Annotated in this window: 27 protein-coding genes; 13 read left to right on the forward strand and 14 right to left on the reverse strand. The window is 47.3% G+C overall.

What is annotated here, in order from left to right:
• Positions 1-26: 26 nt before the first annotated feature.
• Entirely contained in the window at positions 27-482 is a 456-nt protein-coding gene (locus QUB30_RS27555; RefSeq protein WP_333340268.1) for a hypothetical protein, read from the reverse strand.
• A 410-nt stretch (positions 483-892) separates the two neighbouring features.
• On the opposite strand from QUB30_RS27555, the gene QUB30_RS27560 reads away from it, so the two are divergent.
• Entirely contained in the window at positions 893-1,372 is a 480-nt protein-coding gene (locus tag QUB30_RS27560) for a rhodanese-like domain-containing protein (RefSeq protein ID WP_333340271.1), read from the forward strand.
• Positions 1,373-1,743: 371 nt separating this feature from the next.
• Here the strand turns inward: QUB30_RS27560 and QUB30_RS27565 are convergent, their stop codons facing one another.
• From QUB30_RS27565 to QUB30_RS27585, 5 genes are all read right to left on the reverse strand, one after another.
• The gene (locus tag QUB30_RS27565) at positions 1,744-2,169 is read right to left on the reverse strand and encodes an NUDIX domain-containing protein (protein ID WP_333340274.1); all 426 of its coding nucleotides are present in this window, start codon (positions 2,167-2,169) and stop codon (positions 1,744-1,746) included.
• Positions 2,170-2,232: 63 nt separating this feature from the next.
• Complete coding sequence (locus QUB30_RS27570) at positions 2,233-2,991, reverse strand: peptidase (RefSeq protein WP_445300556.1); 759 nt, start codon at positions 2,989-2,991, stop codon at positions 2,233-2,235.
• Between the two features lie 207 nt (positions 2,992-3,198).
• A complete protein-coding gene (secG, locus tag QUB30_RS27575) occupies positions 3,199-3,438 on the reverse strand; it encodes a preprotein translocase subunit SecG (protein ID WP_172187376.1) in 240 nt (79 codons plus the stop codon).
• A 134-nt stretch (positions 3,439-3,572) separates the two neighbouring features.
• Positions 3,573-5,171 carry a 2,3-bisphosphoglycerate-independent phosphoglycerate mutase gene (gpmI, locus tag QUB30_RS27580; protein ID WP_333340280.1) on the reverse strand — a complete coding sequence of 533 codons (1,599 nt, stop codon included), beginning with the start codon at positions 5,169-5,171 and terminating at the stop codon, positions 3,573-3,575.
• Between the two features lie 431 nt (positions 5,172-5,602).
• The gene (locus tag QUB30_RS27585; RefSeq protein ID WP_333340283.1) at positions 5,603-6,301 is read right to left on the reverse strand and encodes a retropepsin-like aspartic protease; all 699 of its coding nucleotides are present in this window, start codon (positions 6,299-6,301) and stop codon (positions 5,603-5,605) included.
• Between the two features lie 3 nt (positions 6,302-6,304).
• Here QUB30_RS27585 and QUB30_RS27590 point away from each other — a divergent pair, with 3 nt between their 5' ends.
• Genes QUB30_RS27590 through QUB30_RS27605 form a run of 4 tightly spaced genes read left to right on the forward strand, consistent with a single transcriptional unit; the run spans position 6,305 to position 9,475 of the window.
• Positions 6,305-6,538, forward strand: coding sequence for a hypothetical protein (locus QUB30_RS27590; protein WP_333340285.1), 234 nt, complete (start codon positions 6,305-6,307; stop codon positions 6,536-6,538).
• A complete protein-coding gene (locus tag QUB30_RS27595; RefSeq protein ID WP_333340288.1) occupies positions 6,531-8,015 on the forward strand; it encodes a hypothetical protein in 1,485 nt (494 codons plus the stop codon). Before QUB30_RS27590 ends, QUB30_RS27595 begins: the two co-directional genes overlap by 8 nt.
• Before the next feature lie 44 nt (positions 8,016-8,059).
• Complete coding sequence (locus QUB30_RS27600) at positions 8,060-8,803, forward strand: MORN motif-containing protein (protein ID WP_333340291.1); 744 nt, start codon at positions 8,060-8,062, stop codon at positions 8,801-8,803.
• Positions 8,804-8,851: 48 nt separating this feature from the next.
• Positions 8,852-9,475, forward strand: coding sequence for a DUF6391 domain-containing protein (locus QUB30_RS27605; RefSeq protein ID WP_333340294.1), 624 nt, complete (start codon positions 8,852-8,854; stop codon positions 9,473-9,475).
• A gap of 462 nt (positions 9,476-9,937) precedes the next feature.
• Here QUB30_RS27605 and QUB30_RS27610 read toward each other — a convergent pair.
• Together QUB30_RS27610 and QUB30_RS27615 are read right to left on the reverse strand one after the other, a co-directional pair.
• Positions 9,938-11,423 (reverse strand): IS5 family transposase gene (locus QUB30_RS27610; RefSeq protein WP_333340297.1). Its coding sequence is split into 2 segments (ribosomal slippage): positions 9,938-11,308 and positions 11,310-11,423, totalling 1,485 coding nucleotides; the frame shifts between segments, so codons are not numbered across the junction.
• Between the two features lie 7 nt (positions 11,424-11,430).
• The gene (locus QUB30_RS27615; protein ID WP_333340300.1) at positions 11,431-11,640 is read right to left on the reverse strand and encodes a hypothetical protein; all 210 of its coding nucleotides are present in this window, start codon (positions 11,638-11,640) and stop codon (positions 11,431-11,433) included.
• Between the two features lie 399 nt (positions 11,641-12,039).
• Here QUB30_RS27615 and QUB30_RS27620 point away from each other — a divergent pair, with 399 nt between their 5' ends.
• Positions 12,040-12,468 carry a hypothetical protein gene (locus tag QUB30_RS27620; protein ID WP_333340303.1) on the forward strand — a complete coding sequence of 143 codons (429 nt, stop codon included), beginning with the start codon at positions 12,040-12,042 and terminating at the stop codon, positions 12,466-12,468.
• A gap of 219 nt (positions 12,469-12,687) precedes the next feature.
• Complete coding sequence (gene cax / locus QUB30_RS27625; protein WP_333340306.1) at positions 12,688-13,788, forward strand: calcium/proton exchanger; 1,101 nt, start codon at positions 12,688-12,690, stop codon at positions 13,786-13,788.
• Positions 13,789-14,155: 367 nt separating this feature from the next.
• Here cax and QUB30_RS27630 read toward each other — a convergent pair whose 3' ends face one another.
• Complete coding sequence (locus tag QUB30_RS27630; protein WP_333340309.1) at positions 14,156-14,800, reverse strand: hypothetical protein; 645 nt, start codon at positions 14,798-14,800, stop codon at positions 14,156-14,158.
• Between the two features lie 204 nt (positions 14,801-15,004).
• The gene (locus tag QUB30_RS27635; protein ID WP_333340312.1) at positions 15,005-16,666 is read right to left on the reverse strand and encodes a DUF655 domain-containing protein; all 1,662 of its coding nucleotides are present in this window, start codon (positions 16,664-16,666) and stop codon (positions 15,005-15,007) included.
• Between the two features lie 190 nt (positions 16,667-16,856).
• Here QUB30_RS27635 and QUB30_RS27640 point away from each other — a divergent pair, with 190 nt between their 5' ends.
• The 3 genes from QUB30_RS27640 to QUB30_RS27650 all read left to right on the forward strand — a co-directional run bounded on the left by QUB30_RS27640 (position 16,857) and on the right by QUB30_RS27650 (position 19,456).
• Positions 16,857-17,261: a DUF7682 family zinc-binding protein gene (locus QUB30_RS27640; RefSeq protein ID WP_333340314.1), complete on the forward strand. Its 405-nt coding sequence runs from the start codon at positions 16,857-16,859 to the stop codon at positions 17,259-17,261.
• An 88-nt stretch (positions 17,262-17,349) separates the two neighbouring features.
• Positions 17,350-18,522 carry a cysteine desulfurase family protein gene (locus QUB30_RS27645; protein ID WP_333340317.1) on the forward strand — a complete coding sequence of 391 codons (1,173 nt, stop codon included), beginning with the start codon at positions 17,350-17,352 and terminating at the stop codon, positions 18,520-18,522.
• 295 nt (positions 18,523-18,817) lie between these two features.
• Positions 18,818-19,456: a hypothetical protein gene (locus tag QUB30_RS27650; RefSeq protein ID WP_333340318.1), complete on the forward strand. Its 639-nt coding sequence runs from the start codon at positions 18,818-18,820 to the stop codon at positions 19,454-19,456.
• 231 nt (positions 19,457-19,687) lie between these two features.
• Here QUB30_RS27650 and thiL read toward each other — a convergent pair whose 3' ends face one another.
• From thiL to QUB30_RS27665, 3 genes are all read right to left on the reverse strand, one after another.
• Complete coding sequence (gene thiL, locus QUB30_RS27655; protein WP_333340321.1) at positions 19,688-20,941, reverse strand: thiamine-phosphate kinase; 1,254 nt, start codon at positions 20,939-20,941, stop codon at positions 19,688-19,690.
• Between the two features lie 27 nt (positions 20,942-20,968).
• Entirely contained in the window at positions 20,969-21,283 is a 315-nt protein-coding gene (locus tag QUB30_RS27660) for a hypothetical protein (RefSeq protein ID WP_333340323.1), read from the reverse strand.
• A 241-nt stretch (positions 21,284-21,524) separates the two neighbouring features.
• Positions 21,525-22,649, reverse strand: coding sequence for a peptidylprolyl isomerase (locus tag QUB30_RS27665; RefSeq protein WP_333340325.1), 1,125 nt, complete (start codon positions 22,647-22,649; stop codon positions 21,525-21,527).
• A 384-nt stretch (positions 22,650-23,033) separates the two neighbouring features.
• On the opposite strand from QUB30_RS27665, the gene efp reads away from it, so the two are divergent.
• The 3 genes from efp (at position 23,034) to QUB30_RS27680 (ending at position 24,758) form a co-directional block, all read left to right on the forward strand.
• A complete protein-coding gene (efp, locus tag QUB30_RS27670; RefSeq protein WP_333067687.1) occupies positions 23,034-23,591 on the forward strand; it encodes an elongation factor P in 558 nt (185 codons plus the stop codon).
• 186 nt (positions 23,592-23,777) lie between these two features.
• Complete coding sequence (accB, locus tag QUB30_RS27675; RefSeq protein ID WP_333340328.1) at positions 23,778-24,335, forward strand: acetyl-CoA carboxylase biotin carboxyl carrier protein; 558 nt, start codon at positions 23,778-23,780, stop codon at positions 24,333-24,335.
• A 30-nt stretch (positions 24,336-24,365) separates the two neighbouring features.
• Positions 24,366-24,758, forward strand: coding sequence for an ArsR/SmtB family transcription factor (locus tag QUB30_RS27680; protein ID WP_015175216.1), 393 nt, complete (start codon positions 24,366-24,368; stop codon positions 24,756-24,758).
• A 115-nt stretch (positions 24,759-24,873) separates the two neighbouring features.
• On the opposite strand, the gene QUB30_RS27685 is transcribed toward QUB30_RS27680, so the two are convergent.
• A complete protein-coding gene (locus QUB30_RS27685; protein WP_333340334.1) occupies positions 24,874-25,659 on the reverse strand; it encodes a GerMN domain-containing protein in 786 nt (261 codons plus the stop codon).
• Positions 25,660-26,138 lie beyond the last annotated feature (479 nt).

The following is a 26,138-nucleotide window of genomic DNA, read 5'->3' on the forward strand; positions in this document are numbered from 1 at the left end:
CCTTGTTAATTAATTCAGAGGATGTGTCAAATTTCGATCGCCCCTACATCCGCCTTCCCCTTCTCAACCGCCACACTTGCCGCACCATCCTGATGCCGAATCCACTTCAACAAAGAATTTCCCAGCCGAGTACCAATTTGAGAACCATCAAACTCAAACAAAGAATCCTTACTTTTGAGCCCCTGCGCTAAAACTTCTTTCCCTTTCGCCGTCAATTCCACCAGCGTCACCCGATTTACCAGCGAATACTCGATCGCCCCTGTCGCCTGCAACTCGCCGAGCACTTCCACATATCTCTGACTCGTCTCATTAGTCCGCACAATCCGCTTAGTCAAATCCCCCTTTTTCACCATCATTTTGCCGCCGCCCAAATCCCACAAATTCAGCAGTACCCGAACTTTCGCCTTCGCATCCCACACCGCTTGCTCTTCAGGTGTCAAAGGTTTAGGCACTGCAATTTCACTTTTCTCAGACGTATCCATATCATTCAATACTTGTTTTTACTCTTAAATTTTACCAGAAATCTTGCTGACAAACATCTCCACTTTTGAGCACAATCCCCTGCGAAGCTGCACATAACTTATGCAAATTTCATTTAAAAATAATTGGGATTGACTAAAATGCGATCGTTTGATAAATAAAATACGCAGATCAAACGAGCGATCGCACTTCAAATTCTCCACAGAAAATGCGATGAAACAATCTGAAGCACAGCCCGCTTTCCTCTAGCAAACTCAACAAATCTAGCGATCCCAACCTTAGTCAACCACCTGCAACCCAGCTTAACTGCGACTTTAGTTCAATGGCAGATTCAGCCTTTAGAAAGACGAATTCAACCTAAACATCTTGTTACATTGCAATAGCAATCAAAACATTCAACAACACTTTACCCATGAAAAATATTCCCGACCAAATTTCCGACATCAAAGAAAAACTTCCCGATTTGACTCCCACCCCTCCCGGTTTAAAAGCTCAAGCCTCTAGCCACGACCTCAAAGCCCGTTTAGATTGGGGCGAACCCGGACTCACAATCATCGACGCCCGCGATTTTGAAAGCTTCGCCAAAAGCCACATTACCGGTGCCGCACCCATGCCAATAGACGAATTAGTCGATCGAGCACAATCGAGTTTAGAACCCATCCGCGACATCTACATCTACGGCGAAAACGACGAACAAACCGCTGAAGCTGCCAATCTTCTCCGCGCAGCAGGCTTTAGAAAAGTCGCCGAACTAAAAGGCGGAATTCCTGCTTGGAAAGCCATCGACGGCCCCATCGACGGCTCAGTCGAACATGACAATCCCGGCCCCGAGGCCTACAACGTTTTCTCTCGCTTGCAACACCACGCCCAAGCCCAGAAAACCAACAAATAATGTCACATAATACCTAGATACCCGACTTCTTGAAGAAGTCGGATATCTAATATAATTTCCGGTAGCATCGGAATGATATCGAGGACACGGCAGTGCCATTTCCCTACCCGATCAATTGTAGGGACACGGCAGTGCCGTGTCCTGATTGTGGGTAATATTAATTGCGATGCTACCGGAATTGATCTAACAGAACAATTTGTTTGTAATAAGGACTTCACTCCTCTCTTAAAGCTTGTAGTTACTAAGGACTAAAATTCTGACTACAAATTTAATTACAGCAAATTTCACGTTTGTGAAGTACACCCGTCTATCGTTCGATCCCCGTAGGAACACGGCATTGTCCTGTCCCTACTTATAGCATCCAATACTGATTAATTCTCTTTCCTGCCATCCAAATATGCCTTAACTTCCCCGAACATTTGGCGATTTGCATCAAAAGTAATCCGCTGAACAGTTTCCTCAACAGAAAGCCAAGCAGAATTTTGAACTTCCTCCACTTGCAAAACAACTTCCATCGACTTGACAAAACCTAAAAAATAAGTCACAGTCTTTTCAATCGGCTCCCCATCCTTAACAAAAGAATAGTGTTCCGTAAAACTCGGCTCATCCAGCATTTCAAAATCCGATATACCAGTTTCCTCCAGAAATTCCCGCCTAGCCGTTTCCGCTGGAGATTCCCCCGGATTCGCGTGACCTTTCGGAAACGCCCAATGTCCGGCTTGATGTTGAATCAACAAAAATAAAGTATCAGCTTCACTCGAAAAAATCGGCACAATCCCAAAACATTCATCTTTCATTTTTCTGATACTCCTTATTAACTATCATGTTCTTTGAGTCCGCGTAGGCGGACGAGAGTTTGTCTAGATGCGATTTATCTCGCCGAGTCTCTGAAATTCCCACCCAAACCGAGTCGGCTGTTCATAAACCCGCTTCAAAGTATTAACATCCCTAGCTGAAATAGGCGGAGGATTTCTCACCTGAGAAAAATAAAGCACATCAGTTTCCATCAAACTGTGACCCCAAATTCCCAAAGCGTGACCCAACTCGTGCCGCGCAGTCGCCGGAACATACTTACCCACTTGATTCGGATTCAAATAAACCGAAAACCGATGAGAGAAAACAGTTTTATCCCCATCGCGACGGGCGTACAATTCATAGGTAGCCTCTCCAGAGCGCGATCGCAAAACCCCTTGACGCAAAGGCGGAGCCCGACGTAAAATCCTAATATCAGCCACCTCCGAACTATCCACCACTTCCAAAGGCAAATAAACCCCCCATTCCCGGACAACATCCAACACAGCCTCCACCCATTCTTCAGACTTATTAGCATCAACTGGACGCTCAACATAAACCTGAATCGGAAACTTCGACCACAGCAAATGACCGAAATTCGGTGGCTTAACCAGGTCAAAATAATCACCGCTATCCGTGGAATCTTGCCAATTCGCCAGCGTTGGTGGCAAAGGGTGAACCTCTGGATTCGGCAAACTATTCGGGAGAGAAGAAAGACTCGCGGCGGGAGTATTAACCTGAGTAAAAATTATGAAGCTAAAACAACATAAAGCCAATCCCAAACCAGACAGCAATCGAGGTTTTACTGTCACTTTCCACAACCGCATTTTTCTGACTGCACTTAAATTTCATCTTTAGGGCGGGCTAGAAGCCCACCCCACAATATTTATTTATGTGGCACGGGCGTCTCGCCCGTGAGCTAATGTGGCACGGGCGTCCCGCCCGTGAGCTAATGTGGCACGGGCGTCTCCCCCGTGAGCTAATGTGGCACGGGCGTCTCCCCCGTGAGCTATCTGCGGTTAAAAATCCGAATCTTATAACTTAGGTGTCAACCAACCAGCACTCAAAATCACAGTCAAACCCATAAAAACAATAGACAGACCCCAAGTAATCCGGTTCAGACTCGTTTCTGCACTCTTGGCGCTGGTAAACAATTGAGCTTGTCCGCCAATCCCTCCAATGCCATCGCCTTTAGGACTGTGCAGCAATACAAAAACCACAAGTCCTAAAGCAGACAAAGACCAGATAGCTTGTAACACAGAAACAATATTCATAATCTGGGGTAATTGGTAATTAGTAATCGGTAATCAATCATCATATCAAATTAGGTCGATCGCGCACATCCAGTCGATCGACCGCAATTTATGCAGGGACAGGGCAGTCCCGTGTCCCTAATGCTGCGTCCCTACTACAATCGGACTCGCACCGGAGTGCGATTGGCGCGAACTTCAAAATCAGCCGATCGTATCATAGAGCGTCCCGTCATCTCCGGGGGCTGAGGCAACCTCAACAGCTCTAGAATTGTCGGCGCAATATCCGCCAAACAACCGTCAGCCCTCAGAGGAACGTCCGTTCCGTGACCCGGAATCTTCAGACCTTCGCCTTCTACGAGAATAAACGGAACCGGGTTAGTAGTGTGAGCCGTCCAAGGATTCCCGTCCTCGTCAAACATCTGCTCAGCATTGCCGTGGTCAGCAATAATAATTGCCGTACCTCCAGCTTTACTAATCGCCGCCAACAGCCGCCCCAAACATTTATCCACAGTTTCTATCGCAATTACCGTCGCATCCATCATCCCCGTATGACCGACCATATCCGGGTTAGCGTAATTAATCACCACAAACGAATAAATGCCTTTTCTCAAAGCCGTCACCGCCCCATCCGTCACCTCGGCCGCCGACATCTGGGGTGCTTCATCGTAAGTCGCCACCATCGGACTCTGCACCAACTCGCGGTCTTCCCCTGGAAAAGGCTCTTCTAGACCCCCATTAAAAAAATAAGTCACATGAGCGTACTTTTCAGTTTCCGCCGTCCGCAACTGCCGCAAACCGTGCTTAGAAATCACCTCGCCCAGAATATTGTTCAAATTCTGCGGTTCAAAAGCCACCATTACTGACAGTTTCGGGTCGTACTGAGTAAAAGTGGCAAACGCCAAGGGCTCAATTAACTGCCGTTCAAACCCCTTAAAATCCGGTGCCACAAAAGCCTGAGTCAATTCTCTCGCCCTGTCCGGGCGAAAATTAAAGAAAATTACCCCATCCCCGGATGCCACCGCCCCCGGAGAAATCCGAGTCGGAACTGCAAACTCGTCGGTCACTCCTTCAGCATAAGATGCCCGCAACACATCAACAGCCGATCGACCGTCAGGCGCGCCCTCAGTCGTCATCACCTCGTAAGCGCGCTGCACCCGATCCCAGCGCTTGTCCCTGTCCATCGCGTAGTAGCGGCCGCTGATGGTCGCAATCCGACCGACCCCTACCTTTTCTATATAACTTTCAATCTTTGCTAAAGCTTCTACACCCTCTTTCGGAGTAGTATCGCGGCCGTCTGTAATCGCGTGAATGCAAACCTCAGAAATTCCCTGTGCCTTTGCTAGCTCTAGCAAACCCAAAATGTGACTCAGATGCGAGTGAACCCCGCCCTCGGAACAAAGACCAGTCAGGTGCAACTTGCCGCCCCCAAGGCGCACTTTCTCGCAAAGCTGAACCAGCGCCCGGTTGTCGAGCAAAGAACCGTCTTCGACGGCATCCGAGATCCGCACCAACTCTTGAGGAACCACGCGGCCCGCGCCCAGATTCAAGTGACCGACCTCTGAGTTGCCCATTTGCCCGTCAGGAAGCCCTACCGCCCGGCCGGATGTGTGAATCAGAGTTCTGGGATAAGCGGCCCAGAGACTGTCCATCACGGGTGTTTTTGCAGCGGCGATCGCATTTCCGTCTTGTTCTTCACGATAACCCCAGCCGTCTAGAATAATCAGCACTACAGGAGATACAGACGCTTGTGCCATGCGAATACCTTATTTACAATAATTAATTTCTCGATCGTCATGATTTCCGATTTTGCGGAACATCTGCCGCTAATCAGTTTACAGATTTTGTAAGCTCCGGCTGAACAAAGCCAACCAAAATTCCCTCAGCCACAGCATTTTGGGAACTAATTTTGACCTGCTTTGCAAATTGTTTAATTGATTGCCTTGCCTTGTACTGTGAATCCTTATCCGAGGCTTTTACCGATCTCACCAACAGCCACCGTGCTTTTGCGCCCGCATTTTCACGAATTGTTCAACGGATCGGTGGCTCTTGAAACACTAAGAACGATACCATACTTGCCTGCGTTTTGCTACCGCCTCAACAAATAAATTAAACAGTTTTGACTCGGTGGCGAATAACTTTACAGCAGAGGATTTGAGCGAAAATCGGTTTTTGACTCGGCTCACTTTCAGCGGACATAAAATTCTACAACATCTTTTTTAATTTTGACATCGTAATTGCCAAAGAAATCGTGACCGAGCAGACCAATTGCCATTTGTTTCGCGATCGCCACTTCGACATTTTGGATCGCAGCACCCCCAACCCGAATCGATCGCACCATGCCGATCGGGAACTCGACAACGCTACCGTCAGCGATCCCCGCTCTCTGGGTGCGCACCGGCCTCACTCCGAGTGCAGTAGCCATCGGCTGAGTAATCAAAGTGCCGCTCGCCCCGGTATCGACAATCATCTCAAAAGTTTTGTTGCCGTTAAATACCACGTCAATCACCGGCGTCCCGCCAGCGCGGCGCTTGATTTTAGCTTGAAATACCTTTTGATTCCCCGGTGGTTGGGCACCCGAATTTGACGGGCCCCTGCGAAACTGAGAGTACAAATTGCCACTTGCTGCTCCCGATCCTGCTGTTAAAGTGCGATCGATCTGCTGGGAACTCACATGGGAAACCAATGTCATCACCTTGGTTTCAGGCAGCAGGATCACCTGAAAGCCTGGGTTTTTCGTCAACAAACCCGGTTTCTGAGGGATTGTTGAGAATGCTGCCTGTGAATGAGAATGTACCTCGCCGCCCCCTACCGAGCCAACAGCAGCCAAAACGGCCACAGAAACAATGCCCGATCGGCAAATCCGCTTGAGAATCACTTTTGCCATTATATGAATGCCTTGATTGATTCAATATCTCGAAGAACCACCACCATTGATATCCTAACCTGTTCCCGAAAACCGATCGCCCGCTCCAACATCAAATCATCCGGAAAACTTGGCAATTTAAAAGCGATCGCATACCATCAAACACAGGTAAACTTAAAAGCGGCAAATGGCAGCAACTGCACTTGCCATTTGGATCACTTAAAAGTCAGGCGTTTGGGGGCGATCGGCAATGCGTAAACTTTTATATTTGGCAACTATAGGAATGCTGGCTTTCTCCATCGGAGGATGCGGCGGCGACGGGGGCGGCAACACGGCCAGTCCCACTCCTAGTCCTACTCTCAGTCCCGGTGCAGCCTCTCCGTCACCGGCAGCCAACCCTCCTGGAACTCCCGGCGGCGCAGCCAGTCCCACCCCAGCAGCTCAGGCATTCCCCTCCCCTGTAGTAGCGGCTCAGCCCCCCGGGTTGCTCCGACCCACAAACCCCGACGAACGCGCAAGACAAGCTCAAGCAGACATCCAGGCCAAAAAGACAGCACCGGACTTAAACGGCACGGCAATTCCACAGACCCCCATTCCCGGCAAAGCAAACGATCCCTTCTCCATCCTTCCCCCTCAACCGCTCAGAACAGACGGCGGCGTACAGGGCAACGAGATCCCCAACCTGCCAGTCCGACAAGTGCCAAATTTGCCCAAGCTGCCAGACGAGAGAAACCCGCCTCAGTGGACGCCAGCACAGCGCCCAAGCGCAGCGGGCGGCGGCGCAATTGCCCAACTTCCCCAAACCCAAAGCCCCGTAGAGGTGTCCAGTCTTCCCAACCTGCCGTTAACCCCCATACCCCCTCAATGGAGGTCGCCAATTTCCACGCGCCCCCAAACAGCCCCCGGACGCCCCGGTGCTAGACCAGCAGGCTCCGGTGCTAGACCAGCAGGCTCCCCAGACATAACAGGATCTCCTGCATCTATACCTGGACTGCCCTCCCTACCGGGCTTCCCAAGAGGCACCACGGGACGGCAGCCAGCCGGCCCCGGACGCCCGGGAGCTAGACCGGCCGGCTCCCCAGATATAGCAGCAGCTCCCGCATCATCTATACCCGCACTACCATCTATACCGGCATTCCCAAGAGGCACCACCGCACGCCCCCAAACGGCGCCGGGACGCCCGGGAACTCCGGGACGCCCGGGAACTCCGGGACGCCCGGGAACTCCGGGACGCCCGGGAACTCCGGGACGCCCGGGAGCACCGGGACAACCGGGAGCACCGGGACAACCGGGAGCACCGGGACGATCCCCAACGATCGCGGCTCGCCCTCCGGGCCCTCCCACAATTCCCAACATCGCCACCAGAGAACTGCCCGGTCTACCCAAGCTGCCAGAATTAACGCCTCCGCCCTCCTGGCAAGACCCCAACCCGCCACCACCCCCACCGACTCCGGCACCCCCACCGCCTCCGCCTTCGACAGACAATGCCAAAGGAGTTGAAGTTAGTGGCGTAGTCAGAGTTGGTAATGACATACTGGTAATTGTGAAAGCACCTAACGAGCCAACAAGTCGATATATCAAAGTAGGACAGCGGATTGCCAGCGGGCAGGTGCTGATCAAACGGGTTGATTTCCTATCAGGAGCCGATCCGGTTGTGATTTTAGAAGAAAACGGTGTAGAGGTGTCTAAAATTGTGGGAGAAAAATCTCCCCGAGTTGCCCAAAACCCAGTTTAATGAAAAATTTACCTTAATCCTTGGAACGAAAATTGAGAACAGTCATGCTTCGCTCAATTCAAAAATTCGGAATAGTGATGTTGGTTAGTTCGGGGGTAGGATACCTCTCACTGGTAGCCAACAGTCAGCAGTCATTAGCCCAGAATGCGCCCGACTCCGCCCAAAACCGCCCTCCCGTTTGCGAAGGCTCTCCCCCCAACGGTCGAGTCAAGTGCAACTACCAGAATGGCGACAATTATCAAGGAAATTTCGTCAACGGCAGACCTCAGGGACAAGGAATATACGTATACTCCAACGGCGATCGCTATGAAGGACTGTTTCGCAACGGCGTGCCCAACGGTCAAGGTGTCTTCCTGTTCGCCAACGATGACCGCATGGTGGGAGAGTTCCGCAACGGTCTGATTGTTAGGGGAGAAGCTATTTTTGCTAGTGGCGATCGCTACCGGGGAACATTTGAAATTGTTCAACAAACTGGGGGCGGGGCTGCTAGCAGTCAGCCGCACGGCCAAGGGCAATTTATCTTTGCTAGCGGCGATCGCTACGCCGGACAGTTTTTCGCAGGCAACCCGTTTGGTCGGGGAGTGTTCACCCGCGGTGACGGCACGCGCTGCGACGGTCAGTTTTTCAACGAACAGCTAGACGGCAAAGGTAGTTGCAGCTTCCCAAACGGCGTTCGCTACCAAGGCGAATTGCGCAAGGGACTGCCTCACGGTAGAGGAGTAATTACAGATGCTAAAGGCAGACGGTTTTCCGGAGAGTTTCGCGCAGGCAAGCGCGTTCAACCGTAAATCTAGCCTCGAAAATTTAACATCTGACATCAGTGGAGGCGTTTTGAGATGACGACAAATGCTGCTTCTAGTTCTTGGCACGCCAGCCAATTTCCTTTTGACTTTGCCCCGCAGCGGACTCAAGATGCTGATTTGTTGCGACAACTCGATTTTGTGCCCGGCTTGAAGGAAGTCTTGACTTTGCGCCAAGTTCATGCTTTGGAACACGCTACTGTTTGGGTACTCAGCCAATCTGGCGGTACGGCGGCAGCAAGAGCCGATAATGAGCTATTGGGCGGGATGTCCACAGACCAAGGATTTTATCTTTACGGCCGCGTTAACCTTGCACAGTTGCGTCAGGCAGTGCGCGAGGCTTTGCAGCGGATTGCCAGCGGAGAGTGGGATTTAGCTGTACATCCCCGCTGCGGCACGAATTTGTCGGTGGCAATGCTGCTGACGGCTGGACTTGCTGTTGGCATCAATTTAGCTCTGCCTCGGGGGCCGATTCTGCAACTTTTAGGTTTGGGTGCAGCGGCGGCGGCGGCGGCTCAGTTAGCTCCTGATGTGGGATCTCTGGCTCAGCGGTACGTCACAACTGCTATTCCGTTTAATTTGAGTATGGTTGATATTTCTGTAAGTCACGACTTCTGGGGACGCGAAGCTCATTTTGTTCGGGTGCGTTGGGTTGAATAGCTGTTGCGGGAGGGGGAAAGTGGGAGAGTGGGAGAGGGGGGAAGCTGGGAAAATCTTCTTTCTTCCCTCAACATCGATCCGTTAAATCCCTTAAATCCCGTCAGTCTTGGACGCACTAGACACAAAAAACCGGTTTCTGGTTGTCACGTTCGATCGTATATGACCAAATTACGTGAATCAAGCGGGTTTTTGCGTCCAGGAAAGTCCCGTAGACTGCTTCCTTGCGCCTTATTCCTTTGCTGAAACCGAGCTTGTTCTTCTTTAATCAACCCTTCAACTAATGGCAGAGACAGTATTTCATTCACTGATAATGTCAGATGGGGGAATACTCATAACTCAAGATTGTGTTCGGCTAGATAACGCTGCAATTTTTCAAATAAATAATAGCAATTTTTTATATAGGGTTTGCTGAAAAAGTTATAAAAAGCAGGGGGTGGGAAATGAACAAGAGGCCCGTCTTCCTCACATAATAAGCCCTGCTTTACTTCGATTATTTAATTCATAGCTAAAGTTAATCCTTCTCGATAAAATCATAATATTTTGGAAAAATTGACACAAAAAAAGACAGTAAAACTGCCTCAGCAGCTTCACCAGGTTGATCACTAAAAAGGTCAGAGTAATGGAAGTTTCCGAAGTATTATGTAGTTTAGCCATGACTCGATTCAGACTGAATCTTCTTTTACCCTGTCCAAATTTACCCTCAATTTCGTTGCGAATGCGCTCATCTTCTTGTGCTTGTTTTTTAGCTTCTCGGCTGACTTGAGTAGGTGGTCTTCCTAATGGAGAACCACTGAGCCGAATTCCTCTTTCTTTACACCAAGCTCGATTGACTCGGGTGCGATAAATTTTATCGGCGTGAACCGATTCCGGGTAAACTCCCGTATATTCTTTGTAAGCTTCCACTTGCGAAATAAAATCTCCACTTTCATTATAGTTTTCCCACCTAATTTTTTCGACGAATACATATCCTTCTACACAACTGACTGATAACTTGGCTCCGAATTCTGTCGGACTTCCTGACTTGCCTCTGACGATTGGACGGATATGAGGTTGTGTTAAACTGACAATTCGATGTTCGATTCTTTTTTTATTATTTGACCACATCCACTGCTGTTGACGGTAAATTTCACTAGATACCAACAAATTCCTGTATTGCCTTCTGCTTAAGAGTTCTAGGCTGGTTCCTTTCTCAATTAATTGCTCGATATGTCCCAAATTTCGTTTGATATATTGGAGCTGTTTTTTAACGGCATTTCTCCTTTCTTTTCCAGAGGGCTTCCTATTTTTTGCTAATTTTAGATAATCTTTTCGGGCGTTTTTTCTGTACGTTCTGGGTTTTTTCTCCAGGTTTCCCTTCAGGGATTTATATAAGATGTCTATGATGAGTTCGGTGGTTTTCCTCGCTTGATTTAACAGGTCTACATCGGTGGGATATTTGATATCGGCAGGTGCTACCGTTGCATCGATTAATAGCTTTCCTCTATTTTCTTTTGGTCTTTCGGCTTCTTCTGACTTTTTTGTGTTGGGTTCCTCCGACTTGAATCCTCGACCTTGTTGGACAATTTTTTGATTGATGTTTTGAAGCAGAGACTGACCGATTCTTTGTCGAAAATGAACCATCATTGAAGCGTCAAATGGCGCTTCATTCCGATAACTATTTTCTCCAATAAAATACTGTAAGTAAGGGTTCTCCTTGATTTGTTCGACAGTTTCTCGGTCGCTGATTCCCAATTTTTCTTTGATGATTAAGGCGGACAGTGCCATCCGAAAAGGTTTGGCTGGCGCTCCCATTTCCTCGGAGAAATTCTGGGCATATTCTTCCTCAAATTCTGACGCCCGGAATTAGGTTCGCCAGAAGTACCCAACGATTTTCTTCACACAGCTTGCCCTCAAAGGGAAGTTCAAAGGCTTCTTCTGGCCCCCGGGTGTTTTGTAGCTTTCGATACATTTTTCCTTCACAAATGCACGACAATTTCCAATTTTACCTCTTTTTCGTGTCCTCTTTGCCCTGGTAATACTTCTATAAGCCTTGTACAGTCAGCTTTTGGCTTATTTTCAGCAAGCCCTATATATAAAACTGTGCTTGTTGGCAGGGTTATTAATTTGCTTTTATAAGGTTTGTATTTTATATCAACTCCGGTAGCATCGGAATTAATATTACCCACAGTCAGGACACTGCTAGTGCTCAGTGTCGCTACAATTAATCGCGGTAGGGAGACGGCACTGCCGTATCCTCAGTATCCTTCCGATGCAACCGGAAACGATATTACATGAGAATCCCTTTGATAAAATCCGTACTATTCAAAAGTTAATTGGGGGGACTTATCAACTTGCTTTTCTTCAATAACTGACCCTACAGACTGAGACATATATTTGCCCTATCTATATAACTTCCTCTTATATTCACTTTCCATATTCACAGTAAATGTCTCAGTATGAAAAGCTCGGATTTACTTCCTACGCGACTTGTCAGAACATCGCAGGAGCAGGTAAAATCGCTTATTAGAATTTTTAGCTCCAAAGTCAATAAAAAAATGTGCAAATTAGCGATCTACAAAACCTGGGTGGCAAGTCTACTGGCTGTCAGCTTAGCCGTAGCAGGCAACAGCTTTTTGCCTTTGACCCAGTATGCGAGTTTTGCTGGCGAAATAGCCCAAACTAACGAACCAGAAAGAGATCCTGACGGCAAGATGGTTCCCCTCAATGGCAAAGTCAATGTTAGATTAACTAATAAAACCAACGATCGACTATTTTATCAGGTAGTTGGACAGACTAACCGCCGGAGTTTAGCGGAAAATTCAACAGTCGCGCTGCCAGCATTGACACTACCCGCCTCAATTGTATTTAGGCGACAAGATGGCGCATTCTTGAAACCCAATTTGAAACCTGGTGCCGAAGGAACAGTAGAGGTAAGATTAGACGAGACAAATGATTTAGATGTGAATAAAACATCTTTAAGGATTCGGAATGACGGCGCAATTTTTCTCAGATAGAAAACAGTCAGTCGAGTTGAGATTTGAGATTTGAGATTGACTCCACCGCCGCTAGCTGGGGCTAGAATTTTTGTCTAAACCGCGATTGCTCTCCACAACTTAAGTCCGGGGTTGGTATGCGTATTTGGGTGAGTCAAAGGAGCGTTGAATCATGTAAAATCAACTTGACGATCGCCCAGGCAACTAGATCTCACTGTTCAATACACCATCCGAGTTCTTATGTCAATCAAAAAAATTCTTTCCATAGCGCTGTTAATTTTCATCCCCATTTCCATCGCCGCTGAGTATTTGCACTGGGGTTCCCTCGCAGTTTTCATCACATCCGCTTTAGGCATTATACCTCTGGCGATTTGGTTGAGCACAGCAACAGAAGAAGTGGCGATCGTTACAGGCCCCTCCATAGGCGGCTTATTAAATGCAGTTTTCGGCAACGCTACGGAATTAATTATTGCCATAGTTGCCCTGAAAGCCGGCTTAATTGATATTGTGAAAGCCAGCATAACCGGCACAATTATCAGCAACTTGCTCTTAGTCATGGGATTTTCCATGCTGCTAGGAGGAATCCGCTACAAAGAACAAGAATTCAAGCCTATTATCGCGCGGGTGAACGGTTCCACAATGACTCTAGCAGTAATTGCAATCCTGCTGCCGACAATGGTAATTTATACCTCCAATGGAGTCGAACCCTCAGCGATTCAGAATCTTTCCTTAATAACTGCGATCGTCCTAATTGCAGTTTACGCTCTCACTCTCCTATTTTCATTAAAAACTCACAGCTATCTTTACGAAGTCGGCTTACTAGAACTAGAGTCAGAAAATCCTCAAAATACAAAAGAGGAATCTACTACCCACAAACCTAATTTGTGGCTGTGGATAGGGGTGCTAGTTGCTTCAACTGTTGCCGTTGCTTTTGAATCAGAAATTTTCGTTGGTGTTGTGGAAGAAACTACCAAAGGATTGGGATTGACGCCGCTGTTTACAGGGGTAATTCTGTTGCCGATTGTTGGCGGTGCAGCAGAATATGTAACTGCGGTGGGAGTGGCGATGAAAAACAATATGGATTTGTCAGTTTCTGTCGCGATGGGTTCGAGTTTGCTAGTTGCTTTGCTGGTAGCGCCGGTGTTGGTGATTATCGGATTAGTGATTCATCAGCCGATGGATTTAAACTTCAATCCGTTTGAAGTAGTTGCAGTTGCCATCGCAGTGACAATTGCCAACCTAATCAGTATCGACGGGCGCTCTAATTGGCTTGAAGGAGTTCTGCTTTTAGCAACATATATCGTGTTAGGCGCAGCATTTTACTTTCACCCCATTACTTGAAGTAACAATTTTATTGGAGGGGCAATCGCCCGTGGTTGCCCTTCTTAACTTGAAAATAACTTATCTTTTTTCTGGTTGGTTATTCCTCTAAGGATCGCGAATTAAATAATTTACACTCTTGAAAGTGGGGTGGGCGTCCCGCCCGCCCTTTCTGGACGGGCGGGACGCCCATCCCACAAGAACATCACGCATTGTAAGTTATTTAATTCTCATTCCTAAGCTGTTCTAAATTTAAATTGTCTGTTAAAAAACAATTCCCCGTCTTGTGGGGTGGGCGTTCCGCTTGCGGAGAATATACAATTTAAATGCGCGACAGCTTATCTCTTCTGGAGTTAATTAAAGAAAATAATTTTAGGGCAGGAAGTAGTTACGGACAGCGACACTTTTGAATAGGAAAACACTCTCGTCTGCAACGTCTTTTTCTGCCTTTACTGTCGCGACAATTAGAAGTATTTTGACATTCTAACTTACTATCGCAAATTTGCTGACGGGGAAAAACACCCAAATTTTGTACAGACACTTCAGCACTAAGCGCACCCTGGTCTATAACTTGATTATTTTCTTTAATTTCATAGAGAAACTTATTTTCTCCCTCTAAGACCGAAAAAGTTCTTGTTTTGTGACTGTTACCCAACTTAAATCCAAAATCCTCAGAAAACTCACCTTTGTCGTAACCTCGGTCTGTGTAGGGATACGGGTTAGTTTCCATGCCATCAGTTACATTTTTAATCATCACCCTTCTGTTAGGGCCGGGGGGAGTTTTGCTGGAGACAAATCGAGCGTTTTGCGAATCAGGGGAGATGACAGTACCGGCACACTGACCTACATATTCAACGCGCTTAAATTGAATCAAATTAATATTAAAATAGTTTTCATTTTTCACCCTAAATAGTGCTTCGTTAGTCTGCTGAGCGCTTACTGTTAAAGCTGCTACGGTCAAAAAAATCACCCCGAGGAAAATAGCTAGTAATTTGATTTGCGGTCTCACCGTCAAATATATTGTGTGTTTCATCTCTCTCTACCTCTAATGTGAATAGATAGTATTTTTGGGACAATTTATTATTTTTAAAATTTAAGAGCAGATATGTTGTAAAACTTACTCGGATAGGTTTCTAGTGAAGACTTGAGTTTGTTATGCTGAACTGCCAAACAAAGAACTGCAATTCTGACTGTGAACTTTGTGGAGTCAGGAATTCATTCCTGACTATTAACTTAACTACCAAGTTACTCGACCGCGCCATTTTTCTAATAGTTTTTCCCCGACTCCCTGCACTCGTTCTGCATCCTCCAAAGAGGTAAAAGGTTGCTGTTGCCGTGCTGCAATAATTCTCTCGGCTAGCTTCGGGCCAACCCCAGGCAAAGTTTCTAATTCTTCCTGAGTCGCGGCATTCAAATTTACTAACTTTTTACTAGCAATTTGAGGTTTAGCGATCGCAGATTTTGATGTTGCTTGTAGTGAATCGCACTCTTTTTTCTTAGCGTCAATTTTCTGTTTAATTCGGGCGGGAATGCCCAAGATTGCACCTTTGTAAAGCCGATCGAACTCCCGCTCAAAATGGGCCGCAACTGTGGGACTCTCGATCGCCAGCAGCGTCTCGTCATTCCCGCGATTTGCAGCCTCAGTCCAGTTGTGAGAACCTGTAAGCACCGTTTTGCCGTCCACAACGCCGAATTTGTGGTGCAGGCGATCGCCCATAGGTAACAGCGGCACTCCCACCGTAGTCAGGGGCTTTCTCCAAGGGCGATTGTCAGTTTCTAACTTGCAATCTTGGATGAAAGTCGCACCCATCATATCCAAACCTTCACTGTAAGAGCGATAAATAAAATTAGAGTCAATTAAAGCTCGCACCGCAACTCCTCGCCTAGCTTCAATTTCCAGAGTATTTGACAAACGCTGAGCCGAAAATACAAACAGTGCCAAATCAACCGACTTTTTTGCACTAGCCAAGGTTTTGTCAATCAAACTGTTAACGCTTTTTTCCCAAGGCAAAGTCTGGGAAGTCGGCGAAAATTGCACCGCAACCGTCGCATTTCCTACTCTCACTTTTTGCACTTGACGAAACGGCTTTTTGATGCCAAATTTGCTGTCGGGTTTGCCTCCGGGCCCGTCGCCCCACATCATGTTAAATTCCTGAGTAAATAGTTGCGCTAATTGAGGATTTTCAATCTTCAGTAAATTGTTGGCATTGCCGCGACTTTCTGCTGTCTTGAAATCGCCGTGTATATCGCTTGTTGTAAAATTAGCAGAAGTTACGATTACTGTTTTGCCGTCAATTACTACAAATTTGTGGTGCATCAAACCGCTGCCTTTACTGCCGTCAGCAGTATCGTCAATTACAGGAATCCCGGCTTCCTTGACAATTACCAAAGCATCGCCTTGCTTGATTTCATCGGAACTCAATTTGCCGTCTTGATTGGTATCGGCAAGTTCGACAAATTCGCTGTAGCGATCGCGCTCTCTTTCCGGTAATTTCGCTAACTCCTGGGCTGTAAAATCGCTAGGGGGGCGACTGTACAGATGTTCGACAATTAATCTAACTTTAATTCCCGATCGCTGCCGATCGGCCAAAACCCTCGCAATACCGGGCAAGCGAAACTCCTGAACCGCTACATCCACCGTCGATCCAGCACTAGCTACGGCAACAGCGACCAACTTTTCTAAATCATCTCCAAATCTAGTTTGTTGGCGGTAAGGCTCTTGATAAGTCGAAGCGATCGACTGATTGAAGTATACTTGCAACAACGGGTCTTGAGGCAGTGGAGCCAGACTCAGAGGTAAATTCTGCACGTCTTGCTTTGTTTGTCCGCAGCCCGCCAGATTGATCGCCAGCAGCCCACCACAAAACAAACCGAGTAAATTATAATAAAATACACTCACAAAAATTTAAAATAATTGAGGTTATTGGCTCACCCACAGTTCAAATATATTCGATAAAGTAAACTTAGAACCTATTAAATTTATGCAAGGGAATAGATTTTGCGTCTTGTAGGACTGCCTCGATGCCGGAAGCATCACTGGTAGGGTAGCAGCATTCAGGGGCGTGGGTCAAACCCGATACCGCTGCTTTATGGCTAAAAGAAAAAGAAGTTTTCCGTGCGGTCACAAAGGATATGGTAAAGCGTGCCATCGCTGCACGCAAGAGTTAGTAGCGCAGCAGCATTACGTTGAAGTAGTGCTGACAGAAAAACAAACCAAAAAACAAGAGAGGGAAGCATCATTTGCTAGAGATATCATCGATCTCAGAGGTCTGCCCGACCACGTAGTCACTAAAGCTCGCGCAATTATAGCAGCTTTGGGCGAAAATAAGAATTACAGAGATTTCGGTGGCAAACGCCTGCGTCACAACCGTTTGATCGTCAGTATTCCTGTAACCCGCAACTACAGAATGCTTTGTGAAGATTGCGGCACTTTCTTAATTCCCCAAAAAGTTTTGTCGCACGAAGACTACAACGTCTGCAAACCAGGAAGTTAGTTATTGGTTATTGGTTATTGGTTATTGGTAGCCACTCACAACAGTCAACCGTCAACAGTCAACATTCATTAATTAGTTATTTAAAATCATGCAAATTTACCTCGACTATAGCGCCACAACGCCACCGCGCCCAGAAGCGATTCAAGCCATGCAAAAAGCCCTGACTCAGCAGTGGGGCAATCCTTCCAGCTTGCACGAGTGGGGACAAAGGGCGGCGACAGCTTTAGAATTAGCGAGAATGCAGGTTGCTAGCTTGATTAACGCGCTACCGGAATCGATAATTTTTACGAGTGGCGGCACTGAAGCGGACAATTTGGCAATTATGGGAATTGCCCGTCTTTATCCAAAGCCGCAGCATATGATTATTTCCAGCGTAGAGCATTCGGCAGTAGCAGAACCGACTCGACAACTCGAACAGTGGGGATGGGAGATAACGCGGTTGCCGGTGGATAAATTGGGGCGAATTCATCCTTTGGATTTGCAAGAGTCGCTGCGATCGAATACAGTGTTAATTTCCATCATTTACGGACAAAGCGAAGTTGGTACGCTGCAACCAATTGAGGCCTTGGGAAAGATTGCGCGCGATCGCAATATCATGTTTCATACCGATGCAGTTCAAGTTGCCGGCAAGCTGCCGATTGACGTGCAGAAATTGCCCGTAGACTTGCTTTCCCTTTCCAGTCACAAACTTTACGGGCCGCAAGGTGCAGGCGCGCTTTACGTGCGTCCGGGAGTAGAATTAGTGCCAATGTTGGGCGGTGGTGGCCAAGAATTGAAACTGCGTTCCGGGACGCAAGCGCTGCCGGCAATTGTCGGTTTTGGGGTGGCGGCGGAGTTAGCTTTGCAGGAAATAGATGTGGAAACTGCGAGGTTAATTAGATTGCGCGATCGACTTTTTGACCGATTAGCTCATGTACCCAGTTTAGTACCAACAGGCGATCGATATTATCGCCTGCCGCACCACGTCAGTTTTTGCATTGTTTCTCCCGACGGCGACACAGGAGGAGTGACGGGCAAAACTTTAGTACGGCAGCTAAATTTAGCCGGAATTGGCATTAGTTCCGGTTCTGCTTGCAGCAGTGGCAAACTAACTCCCAGTCCGATATTATTGGCAATGGGATATAGCAAAACTATAGCGGTTGGCGGCATTCGCTTGAGTCTGGGACGAGAAACAACCGAAGCTGATATTGATTGGACTGCAAGTGCGATCGAGCAAATTTTGGATAGATTAATGCCCAAGGTAGCATTATCTAGGCGTTAAGATTAACTGCAAACCCAGATAACCGTATTTATCCGCGTCCATCCGCGTACATCCGCCAACATCGGCGGTCATTCGATTTGAGATTTTAGATTTTGGATTTTGGATTGACCGCACGGATAATTTCGGGGGCTTGAGGATTTGAGATTTTAGATTTTGGATTGATTCCACGGATAAATCCCGGGGCTTGTACCATCAAGAAATTCTCGGTCAAAATCATCAAAAAGTAGAAACAAACCCAAAAACCCACCCCCAATCATGATAAAATAAATCCCGGTGTTATTCACAACTCCCCACAATGGAAGAAAAGCGCGCTCAAGCCTATCTGCAATTAATTCACACCCTGCTGAATTGCCCCAACGGAGAGGAACCGCAGATATTACAGGATAACTCCGAATTACTCGATCGCGGATTTCTGGAAGCTTGCGAGTTAATAGCATCAACCTTGGCAGAACAAGGAGGCGAGAATGGCGCTAATTTCCTCCGAAATCTGGCCCGTGAGCTAGGGCAATTCATGGATATAAACGATGAGGGAGATAGCAATAATTCTGAAGGTGAAAATCTCCAAGAATATGCAAACTTTTTCCTAGAATTATTGCAGGCAGAACAAGATAGCAATAGCGATATTGCAGTAATTTACCCCATGCTAGAGGGACGGCAACATCTCCTCAATGCCAGTTTTGCCGAGACTTTACAGCAAGTGACCCAAAAGTTAATTGCTGGCGAAAATCCCCCAACAATTAGCTCAATTATCGACCTTGTTGAAAATTTGAGTAGTCATATTAGTGAGTCACCCAATGGGAATAAAGCGAATAACATTGAAATTGCCATTACGGGTTATCAAATAGTTTTAAATAATCGGGAACATGGGAGCGAAAAATGGACGCAAACCCAAAATAATCTGGCTACTGCATACAATAACAGAGTGAACAGTTAGTTGGAAAATATGTAACCCGCCTAGAATTATTTGAGGAAAATTTAACAGTCTATACCATTGAAAATTTCTGGTTTAATCACGTAGGAACGTTAAATAACCAGGGCTGGGCTTATCTGAAAAAACTCGACAAAATTCACCTAGAAAAACCCGAAGACACAAACCAAAGCAAGCAGGCGGTTGAAACCGCGTTTACACAAACTTTCGTCCATTTCTAAGAGACTAAGAAATAATTCAGAAGTGTTGAAATCCTCGATCGAGCTTTAATACAATATCAGGGTAAATGCCGCTGCTATCAGTTAACCAGATATCGGTGCTATCCGTAGTGATTCCCACAATCGCGGCTCCATTTCCTATTTTTTCCACTAATAACTCAGCATTTGCGATGGGCAAAAACAGCACTAACTCGAAGTCTTCGCCGCCGTATAATGCCCAATCTAAAGATTTTTCGGTTGATACTATTTCCCTGAAAATATCGGGAATTGGTATTTTTGTGCGATCGACTTTTGCGCCTACATTGCTAGCCCGACAAATTTGAATAATCGCATCAGCTAAACCGTCGCTGCTGTCCATTCCGGCAATTGCAATTGGGGATTTAACCCCCCCCGGCCCCCCCTTGCTAAGGGGGGGAGAATTAACCCCCCCCGGCCCCCCCTTGCTAAGGGGGGGAGAATTGGACTCTTGCTTCCCCCCCTTGGTAAAGGGCGGACTGAGGGGGGGTTCCATCGCGCCTGAAGAATTGGACTCTTGCTTCCCCCCCTTAGCAAGGGGGGGACTGAGGGGGGGTTCCATCGCACCTGAAGAATTGAAATCTTGCTTCCCCCCCTTGCTGAGGGGGGGTTCCATCGCACCTTCGGAACCAAATATTTCCCAAACAACCGGCAAAACGTCTAGCCTCGGTTTAGGGCACTGATGAGCGAGAATTAAGGAAGCCCGATCGACTTCTGTAAGATTTTGCCCGAATTCTGGATTTAACAGCAATTCTAATCCCGCGCGCGATGCTCCGTGAACCCCAGTAGCGACAATCGCCCAGCCCGATCGCGCATTTGACCGGAGGATGGTACGATCGCACTCAACCTCCCCAAAAGCAGTAATCGCCACAGTCACCACGGGCGATCGCACAACATCGCCACCGACGATCGGCGTATCATATTCTTGCAAGCAAGCCGTCATCCCCCGATAAAACTCTTCAACCCACTCCACAGCCGTATCTGCCGCCACAGCGAGGGCTACAGTCACCGCCAGAGGTGTTGCTCCCATCGCAGCCAGATCCGATAAATTTGCCGCTGCGGCGCGCCATCCTGCGTAATAAGGCCCCGTAGTGCGATCGCTAAAATGCACTCCATCCACCAACATATCTGTAGTGATAGCGAGAGATTGGTTGGGAGTTGTAACCATGACAGCGCAATCATCACCAACTATCTCTGCGGGGCAGAATTTTTGCAATATTCTTAAAAGGCCTTGTTCACCGATATCTTTAACTTGCATAAATTTGAATTAGTCGATCGCACTCGATCACCATTCCTTACCGGAACTCGGCGGCAAGCGCAACCTAGGAAATCTATAAAAAGTATCTCCTTCATCATCTACCTCTAAAATCGCCGAAAAAATCTTCACTTGCCGAGTTAAATACTGCTGAGCAACTTCTGCCTCAACCCTAGCATTAGCGGCCAGTTGAATCAGCGAAACCTGACTGTTTTGAGTTTCCAACAACTGATAAAAAGCCTCATCTAACCGCTGTTTTTGCTTATTTTCATTCACATTTTTTACAATCAACAATCCTGCGAATCCCCCCAAACCAATTACCAATAAAAATTCTAAAATTGCCATACTCTCGATTAAATTCCTGATTTCAATAACGAAACTATAAAAATTATCTCTTCTTCCAGCCCGCCTCAGCGGGCTTTGTGTGTGCAGAAGCGATTTCAATCGCCTTCACCTTTATTTAGAAAAGATTTCAATGGCTGTCACTGTTGATTTTTTCAGCCCGCGCAGGCGGGCTTTGTGTGTGCAGAAGCGTTTTAAATCGCCTTCACTTTTGACAAGCAGCGATTTCAATTGCTGTCATTAATTAAACTTGAGGTCGCACCAAATTTTCGATTCCTTTAACTACCTTAGCAGATACAATCTTGTCTCCTTGCTTCAGTTGTTCCAAAACTTCTTTTCCTTCAATCATGTAACCAAAAACAGCATACCGGCCGTCCAACAGATTCAGGCCAGCGGGGGTGAGTTCAGGTTCAAACAAGAAAAAGAAAAACTGAGAAGAACCGCTGTCGGGTTCAGATTCTGTGCGGGCCATTGCCACAGTACCGAAAGCAGAAAAAGGCAAAACAGGCTCGTCGCGATAGCGCCCCGCATCTTCTAGAGTAATCCCGTAAATAGGTTCTTTTTCGTCCCTGACGAGCACTTCCAGCGGCACATTCCGGTATTTGCCAGTAGCTGGGTCAATAAAACCGACTTCCTTGCCTTCGGGGTCTCCCGTTTGCAAAACGTAGGATTCTTCCGATCGAATAAACGGCAAACCGTCATAAAAACCTCGATCGACCAAATCCACAAAATTACCGGCCGTAACCGGGGCGCTGTAGCCGTCAACCACAACAGTAATTTCCCCTTTTTCAGTTTGTACAGCCACAGTAGCGCGCCCTTTGAGTTGAGGCAGATTAGCATACTTGGCCGGCACTTCAAACGGAAACTTTGTCACCATCAACTCTTCGATTTCGCCTACCGAACTTAGGATTGTGGCTTTCAAGTCAATCACTTTGTCCCTGTCTTTAGCCTCAACAGCCTTTTCCAGTTGAGCAATTCCGTCCTTGACTCCTGCAACTAGCGCCTCAGCTTCCGGCTTTTTCGCGTCGGGAATACTCTCTAAAAGGTCAGATTCCCGAAGGTTGAGAATCCTGGAAGCTTTACTGACATCGCTGCTAATGGGGCCCCAACGTTTAGACCGTATGTGGTTGCCAATGTCTTCGAGACTGATTTGCAACTCTCGGACGGTCTGATTGTCAATAGGTAAAGCGAAGCGCAGCAGCGCCCGGCCGTCCGTAATCGCATTGCCTGCAGGCATACTGCTGCTGGGGCGTTTGGCATGGGAGACTGCACTGAAACTCAGGGAGAGAGTGAACAGCAAGAGCGCTAAAGCGACGGTTTTGACCCAGCGCTTGCACGTATCGATCGAGAAATTAGGCCAATGCAACATAACTTTAACTTTTATTGCCTCTATTATCTTCCCACAGCGCTGTCGGCCTTCTATCCCTTAAATGCCCTACACAATCAGTTGGCGAACTTCCTTCCCTTGAGAGCTTTTTAGCTTTCCTTACAGCACTTGCTCCCTTTGAACGGTAAAATAAAATGCCAATTGCTTTTTGATGCCGTCAGCTAGACTGCGGCTTTAACCTGACCCGCTCAAAAACGGATACAATCCCCAAACTCCTGTCGTGGAGAGATCAAAATTTTAGACCAAGGTTCAATCTCCCAAATTCATCTGTGGAGTAAATCTAAAATCTAAAATCTAAAATCTAAAATCGACTGACTGTAGTTCCCCCGTGCCGGCAAGGCGACGGGATTGCCCGCAAAAATTTATATGATCTCCAGTAACGACTTTCGACCAGGTGTTTCAATTGAATGGAATAACGGCGTGTGGCGGGTTATCGAATTCCTCCACGTCAAGCCAGGAAAAGGCTCGGCTTTCGTGCGGACAAAATTAAAAAACGTCCAAACCGGAAACGTAGTAGAACAAACCTTCCGGGCGGGCGAGACTATGCCTCAAGCCAACCTGGAAAAGAGTGTGATGCAGCATACCTATAAAGAGGGCGACGAGTTCGTCTTTATGGATATGGAAACTTACGAGGAAAGTCGCCTCAATGCTAAGCAAATAGGCGATCGTGTCAAGTACCTCAATGAAGGGATGGAAGTCAACATCCTTCGCTGGAACGACCAAATCCTAGAAGTGGAACTGCCCAACTCGGTTGTCTTGGAAGTGACACAAACCGATCCAGGAGTCAAAGGAGATACTGCCACCGGCGGCAGCAAACCCGCCATCCTCTCCACCGGAGCTCAGATTATGGTGCCTCTATTTATTTCGATTGGAGAACGGATTCGGATTGATACTCGTGAAGACAAGTACCTCGGCCGAGAGTAGAAACGACGGAGGAAAAGGGAGTTTTTAGTTTTTAGTTCTGAGTTAAAGAACTCAAAATTCAATACTCATCGCTCACAGCTTAAAAACTATCCCTTTTGCCTCCAAACTCGGTGAATTCTCCTAGCTTCGCCGGATTCGGAATTTTCAATTTTCAATTTTCAATTCCTAATTACCCTTGAATCTGCTGTGCAACTAGACTTAAACCAGCTTTGCGAACTGCTAACTGTATTAGACAAAACAGGCATTTCGGAACTGACGTTAAAAAGTGGGGAGCTTGAACTGACTGTACGCAAAGGCATTCTGGCAAGCTCACCAGGCACCGCGGCCGCTATCCCTGCAGCCGTGGCGACTGTCGCTCCGATCGCGTTGGGCGCTGTTGCTAGCCCCACCTTAGCGTCACCTCCTGTTGTTGAACAAAATGTAGGATCGGCTCTGGCTGAGACCCCTGCCGCCACACCTGCCGCCGTGCCTGCTGCCGTGACTGCTCCTGTCGATACCAAATGGGTGCCAATTATCTCGCCGATGGTAGGAACCTTTTACCGCGCTGCTGCTCCCGACGAGCCGCCTTTTGTCAATGTGGGCGATCGCATCAAGGTCAGCCAGACAGTCTGTATTATCGAAGCGATGAAGCTGATGAACGAGATCGATGCTGATGAAGTGTCCGGTCAAGTGATGGAAATTTTAGTTCAAAATGGCGAACCTGTCGAATACGGTCAAGTGTTGATGCGAATTAATCCGGATTGAAGGATTACTTTATTGTTATGGACAGAATAAATGCTAATATTTCCCGATCACTTCTCTCCGGTGAGTTTGATGAAGTCATCCCAGCCTGTCCCGCAAGAGGTTGTGCAACAAGTTGCTGAGTATTTCAGTATTTTGAGCGAGCCAATGCGTTTACGAATTTTGAACTTGCTTCGCGACGGCGAAAAATGCGTGCAAGAATTGGTGGAAGCTACTCAAACGAGTCAAGCCAATGTTTCTAAGCACCTAAAACTCATGCTCCAAGCTGGTATCCTCACTCGCCGGAGTGAAGGGACTTCAGCCTATTATAAGGTGCAAGACGAGTTAATTTTCGAGCTGTGTAATATGGTGTGCGATCGGCTTGCCACCCGGATCGAACAGCAAGCCCTACACTTTCGGGCATTTAGCCTGACTACCAAGCACTGAAAATTAGTTGCCATTGCTCCATCCTCAGTCCTCAGTCATGAGTCATCAGTTATCAATTCCTATTCTCGGCCTTCAGACCGATGACTAATGACTTGTAACTAATGACTCATAATTACTAAAGGGGAAAATTTTTGTCAAAACTTTGGCGGGTACTCGGCTGAGCCACCTCCAAACCTTCGCCTCCTAAAAGTTCTAAAGGCTTGCCTTCCACCGAAATCCAAACCTTGGCATTCGGTTTTAAACTCGTAGCCGTATAGATAACTTGCCCTAACCGGCTTGTCATTGAGGTGCTGCCTCCCCCGGAAGTAAATTCTGCCGACAAATCGACATAAACTCCGTCATTCTTGACACTCAAACTCCGGAGTTTTGTCCCCTTAGGAATTTCGCTAGAAACAGTTGCATCCTTGGGCCCGGTCAACAAACTGTTAAAAGCAGCTTGTAAAGTTGCATCAGGTTTGTCAGCTTGTTTGAGAGCTACTGGCGTAGGAACTCCCTCAAATTTGCCACTGGCATCTTTAACCCAGTAGACTTGCACTGTCTGGACATCAGTCTGCTGCAAAGGCTTTGGCTGCGAGGGCTTGGGCGTCTGAACCTGCGGAGCCAGAGCCTGCGGTGTCTGAACCTGCGGCGTCTGAACCTGCGGCGTCTGAACCTGCGGCGTCTGAACCTGCGGCACTTGTTCAGGAGTTGGAGGGGGTACGGGGATAATTACAGCAGGGGATTCCACAGGACTTGGGGGCAGCGGCGGAGCGGTAGTCTGAGCAGAAGACTGCGTATCTGCGGGGGTTGGCGAACGGTTCGCGGTCCACCAGGCAATGCCTCCTCCCGCCAGTAAAGCCAACCCGCAAACACCGGCAATGACGGCTGTGGAGACGCGGCGTACTTCTTGTCCATCTTTCATAATACAAATTCTCCTTACAGATAGAGCGCTTGGGACGGTGAGGAGCGACTCCCGATCAGCTACATTTGTCTATGGTTAGATTCTGGAATTGACACAATTGCATTGCTGCTAGCGAACACTTTATAGCAAGCCCAACATATTCTGAATCCGACTATTGGAATCCTAGACCATAATATAAGATTTCGCGCGTGGAGTATGTCACAGTATCTCGATCGGCCTATTGGCTATATTCTATAGTAATCCTAAAAAATTAAAGGATAAAGGAAGAAAGAAGAAGAAAAAAGGAAGAAGGAAGGCAAAGGATGGATGTAACGGAGGTAAGGGGGGGAGCGGAGTTAACAGATAAAAGGAAGAAGGGTGTCTATAAAAATCTATTCGACCAAACAAAAAGCGCCCCTATTTCTAGGAGCGCTGTTTGTCAATCAAAAGCTAAAACTTAGCCGTTGATAGAAGGAGCAACCATTGCTACGGGAGTTGTC

Origin of the sequence: Microcoleus sp. BROC3, assembly GCF_036702515.1 — a bacterium.
Taxonomy (GTDB): Bacteria; Cyanobacteriota; Cyanobacteriia; order Cyanobacteriales; family Microcoleaceae; genus Microcoleus.

What these genes read in the sequence shown, in the direction of transcription:
- QUB30_RS27605 (WP_333340294.1), top strand. Translation starts at nt 8,852, where the DNA reads ATGACGACAAATGCTGCTTCTAGTTCTTGGCACGCCAGCCAATTTCCT.
- QUB30_RS27685 (WP_333340334.1), bottom strand. Translation starts at nt 25,659, where the DNA reads ATGAAAGATGGACAAGAAGTACGCCGCGTCTCCACAGCCGTCATTGCC.
- QUB30_RS27600 (WP_333340291.1), top strand. Translation starts at nt 8,060, where the DNA reads ATGCTTCGCTCAATTCAAAAATTCGGAATAGTGATGTTGGTTAGTTCG.
- QUB30_RS27595 (WP_333340288.1), top strand. Translation starts at nt 6,531, where the DNA reads ATGCGTAAACTTTTATATTTGGCAACTATAGGAATGCTGGCTTTCTCC.
- QUB30_RS27585 (WP_333340283.1), bottom strand. Translation starts at nt 6,301, where the DNA reads ATGGCAAAAGTGATTCTCAAGCGGATTTGCCGATCGGGCATTGTTTCT.
- QUB30_RS27640 (WP_333340314.1), top strand. Translation starts at nt 16,857, where the DNA reads ATGGCTAAAAGAAAAAGAAGTTTTCCGTGCGGTCACAAAGGATATGGT.
- QUB30_RS27645 (WP_333340317.1), top strand. Translation starts at nt 17,350, where the DNA reads ATGCAAATTTACCTCGACTATAGCGCCACAACGCCACCGCGCCCAGAA.
- QUB30_RS27560 (WP_333340271.1), top strand. Translation starts at nt 893, where the DNA reads ATGAAAAATATTCCCGACCAAATTTCCGACATCAAAGAAAAACTTCCC.
- QUB30_RS27630 (WP_333340309.1), bottom strand. Translation starts at nt 14,800, where the DNA reads ATGAAACACACAATATATTTGACGGTGAGACCGCAAATCAAATTACTA.
- efp (WP_333067687.1), top strand. Translation starts at nt 23,034, where the DNA reads ATGATCTCCAGTAACGACTTTCGACCAGGTGTTTCAATTGAATGGAAT.
- QUB30_RS27565 (WP_333340274.1), bottom strand. Translation starts at nt 2,169, where the DNA reads ATGAAAGATGAATGTTTTGGGATTGTGCCGATTTTTTCGAGTGAAGCT.
- secG (WP_172187376.1), bottom strand. Translation starts at nt 3,438, where the DNA reads ATGAATATTGTTTCTGTGTTACAAGCTATCTGGTCTTTGTCTGCTTTA.
- QUB30_RS27570 (WP_445300556.1), bottom strand. Translation starts at nt 2,991, where the DNA reads ATGCGGTTGTGGAAAGTGACAGTAAAACCTCGATTGCTGTCTGGTTTG.
- QUB30_RS27555 (WP_333340268.1), bottom strand. Translation starts at nt 482, where the DNA reads ATGGATACGTCTGAGAAAAGTGAAATTGCAGTGCCTAAACCTTTGACA.
- QUB30_RS27665 (WP_333340325.1), bottom strand. Translation starts at nt 22,649, where the DNA reads ATGTTGCATTGGCCTAATTTCTCGATCGATACGTGCAAGCGCTGGGTC.
- QUB30_RS27660 (WP_333340323.1), bottom strand. Translation starts at nt 21,283, where the DNA reads ATGGCAATTTTAGAATTTTTATTGGTAATTGGTTTGGGGGGATTCGCA.
- QUB30_RS27590 (WP_333340285.1), top strand. Translation starts at nt 6,305, where the DNA reads ATGAATGCCTTGATTGATTCAATATCTCGAAGAACCACCACCATTGAT.
- cax (WP_333340306.1), top strand. Translation starts at nt 12,688, where the DNA reads ATGTCAATCAAAAAAATTCTTTCCATAGCGCTGTTAATTTTCATCCCC.
- QUB30_RS27680 (WP_015175216.1), top strand. Translation starts at nt 24,366, where the DNA reads ATGCTAATATTTCCCGATCACTTCTCTCCGGTGAGTTTGATGAAGTCA.
- QUB30_RS27650 (WP_333340318.1), top strand. Translation starts at nt 18,818, where the DNA reads ATGGAAGAAAAGCGCGCTCAAGCCTATCTGCAATTAATTCACACCCTG.
- gpmI (WP_333340280.1), bottom strand. Translation starts at nt 5,171, where the DNA reads ATGGCACAAGCGTCTGTATCTCCTGTAGTGCTGATTATTCTAGACGGC.
- thiL (WP_333340321.1), bottom strand. Translation starts at nt 20,941, where the DNA reads ATGCAAGTTAAAGATATCGGTGAACAAGGCCTTTTAAGAATATTGCAA.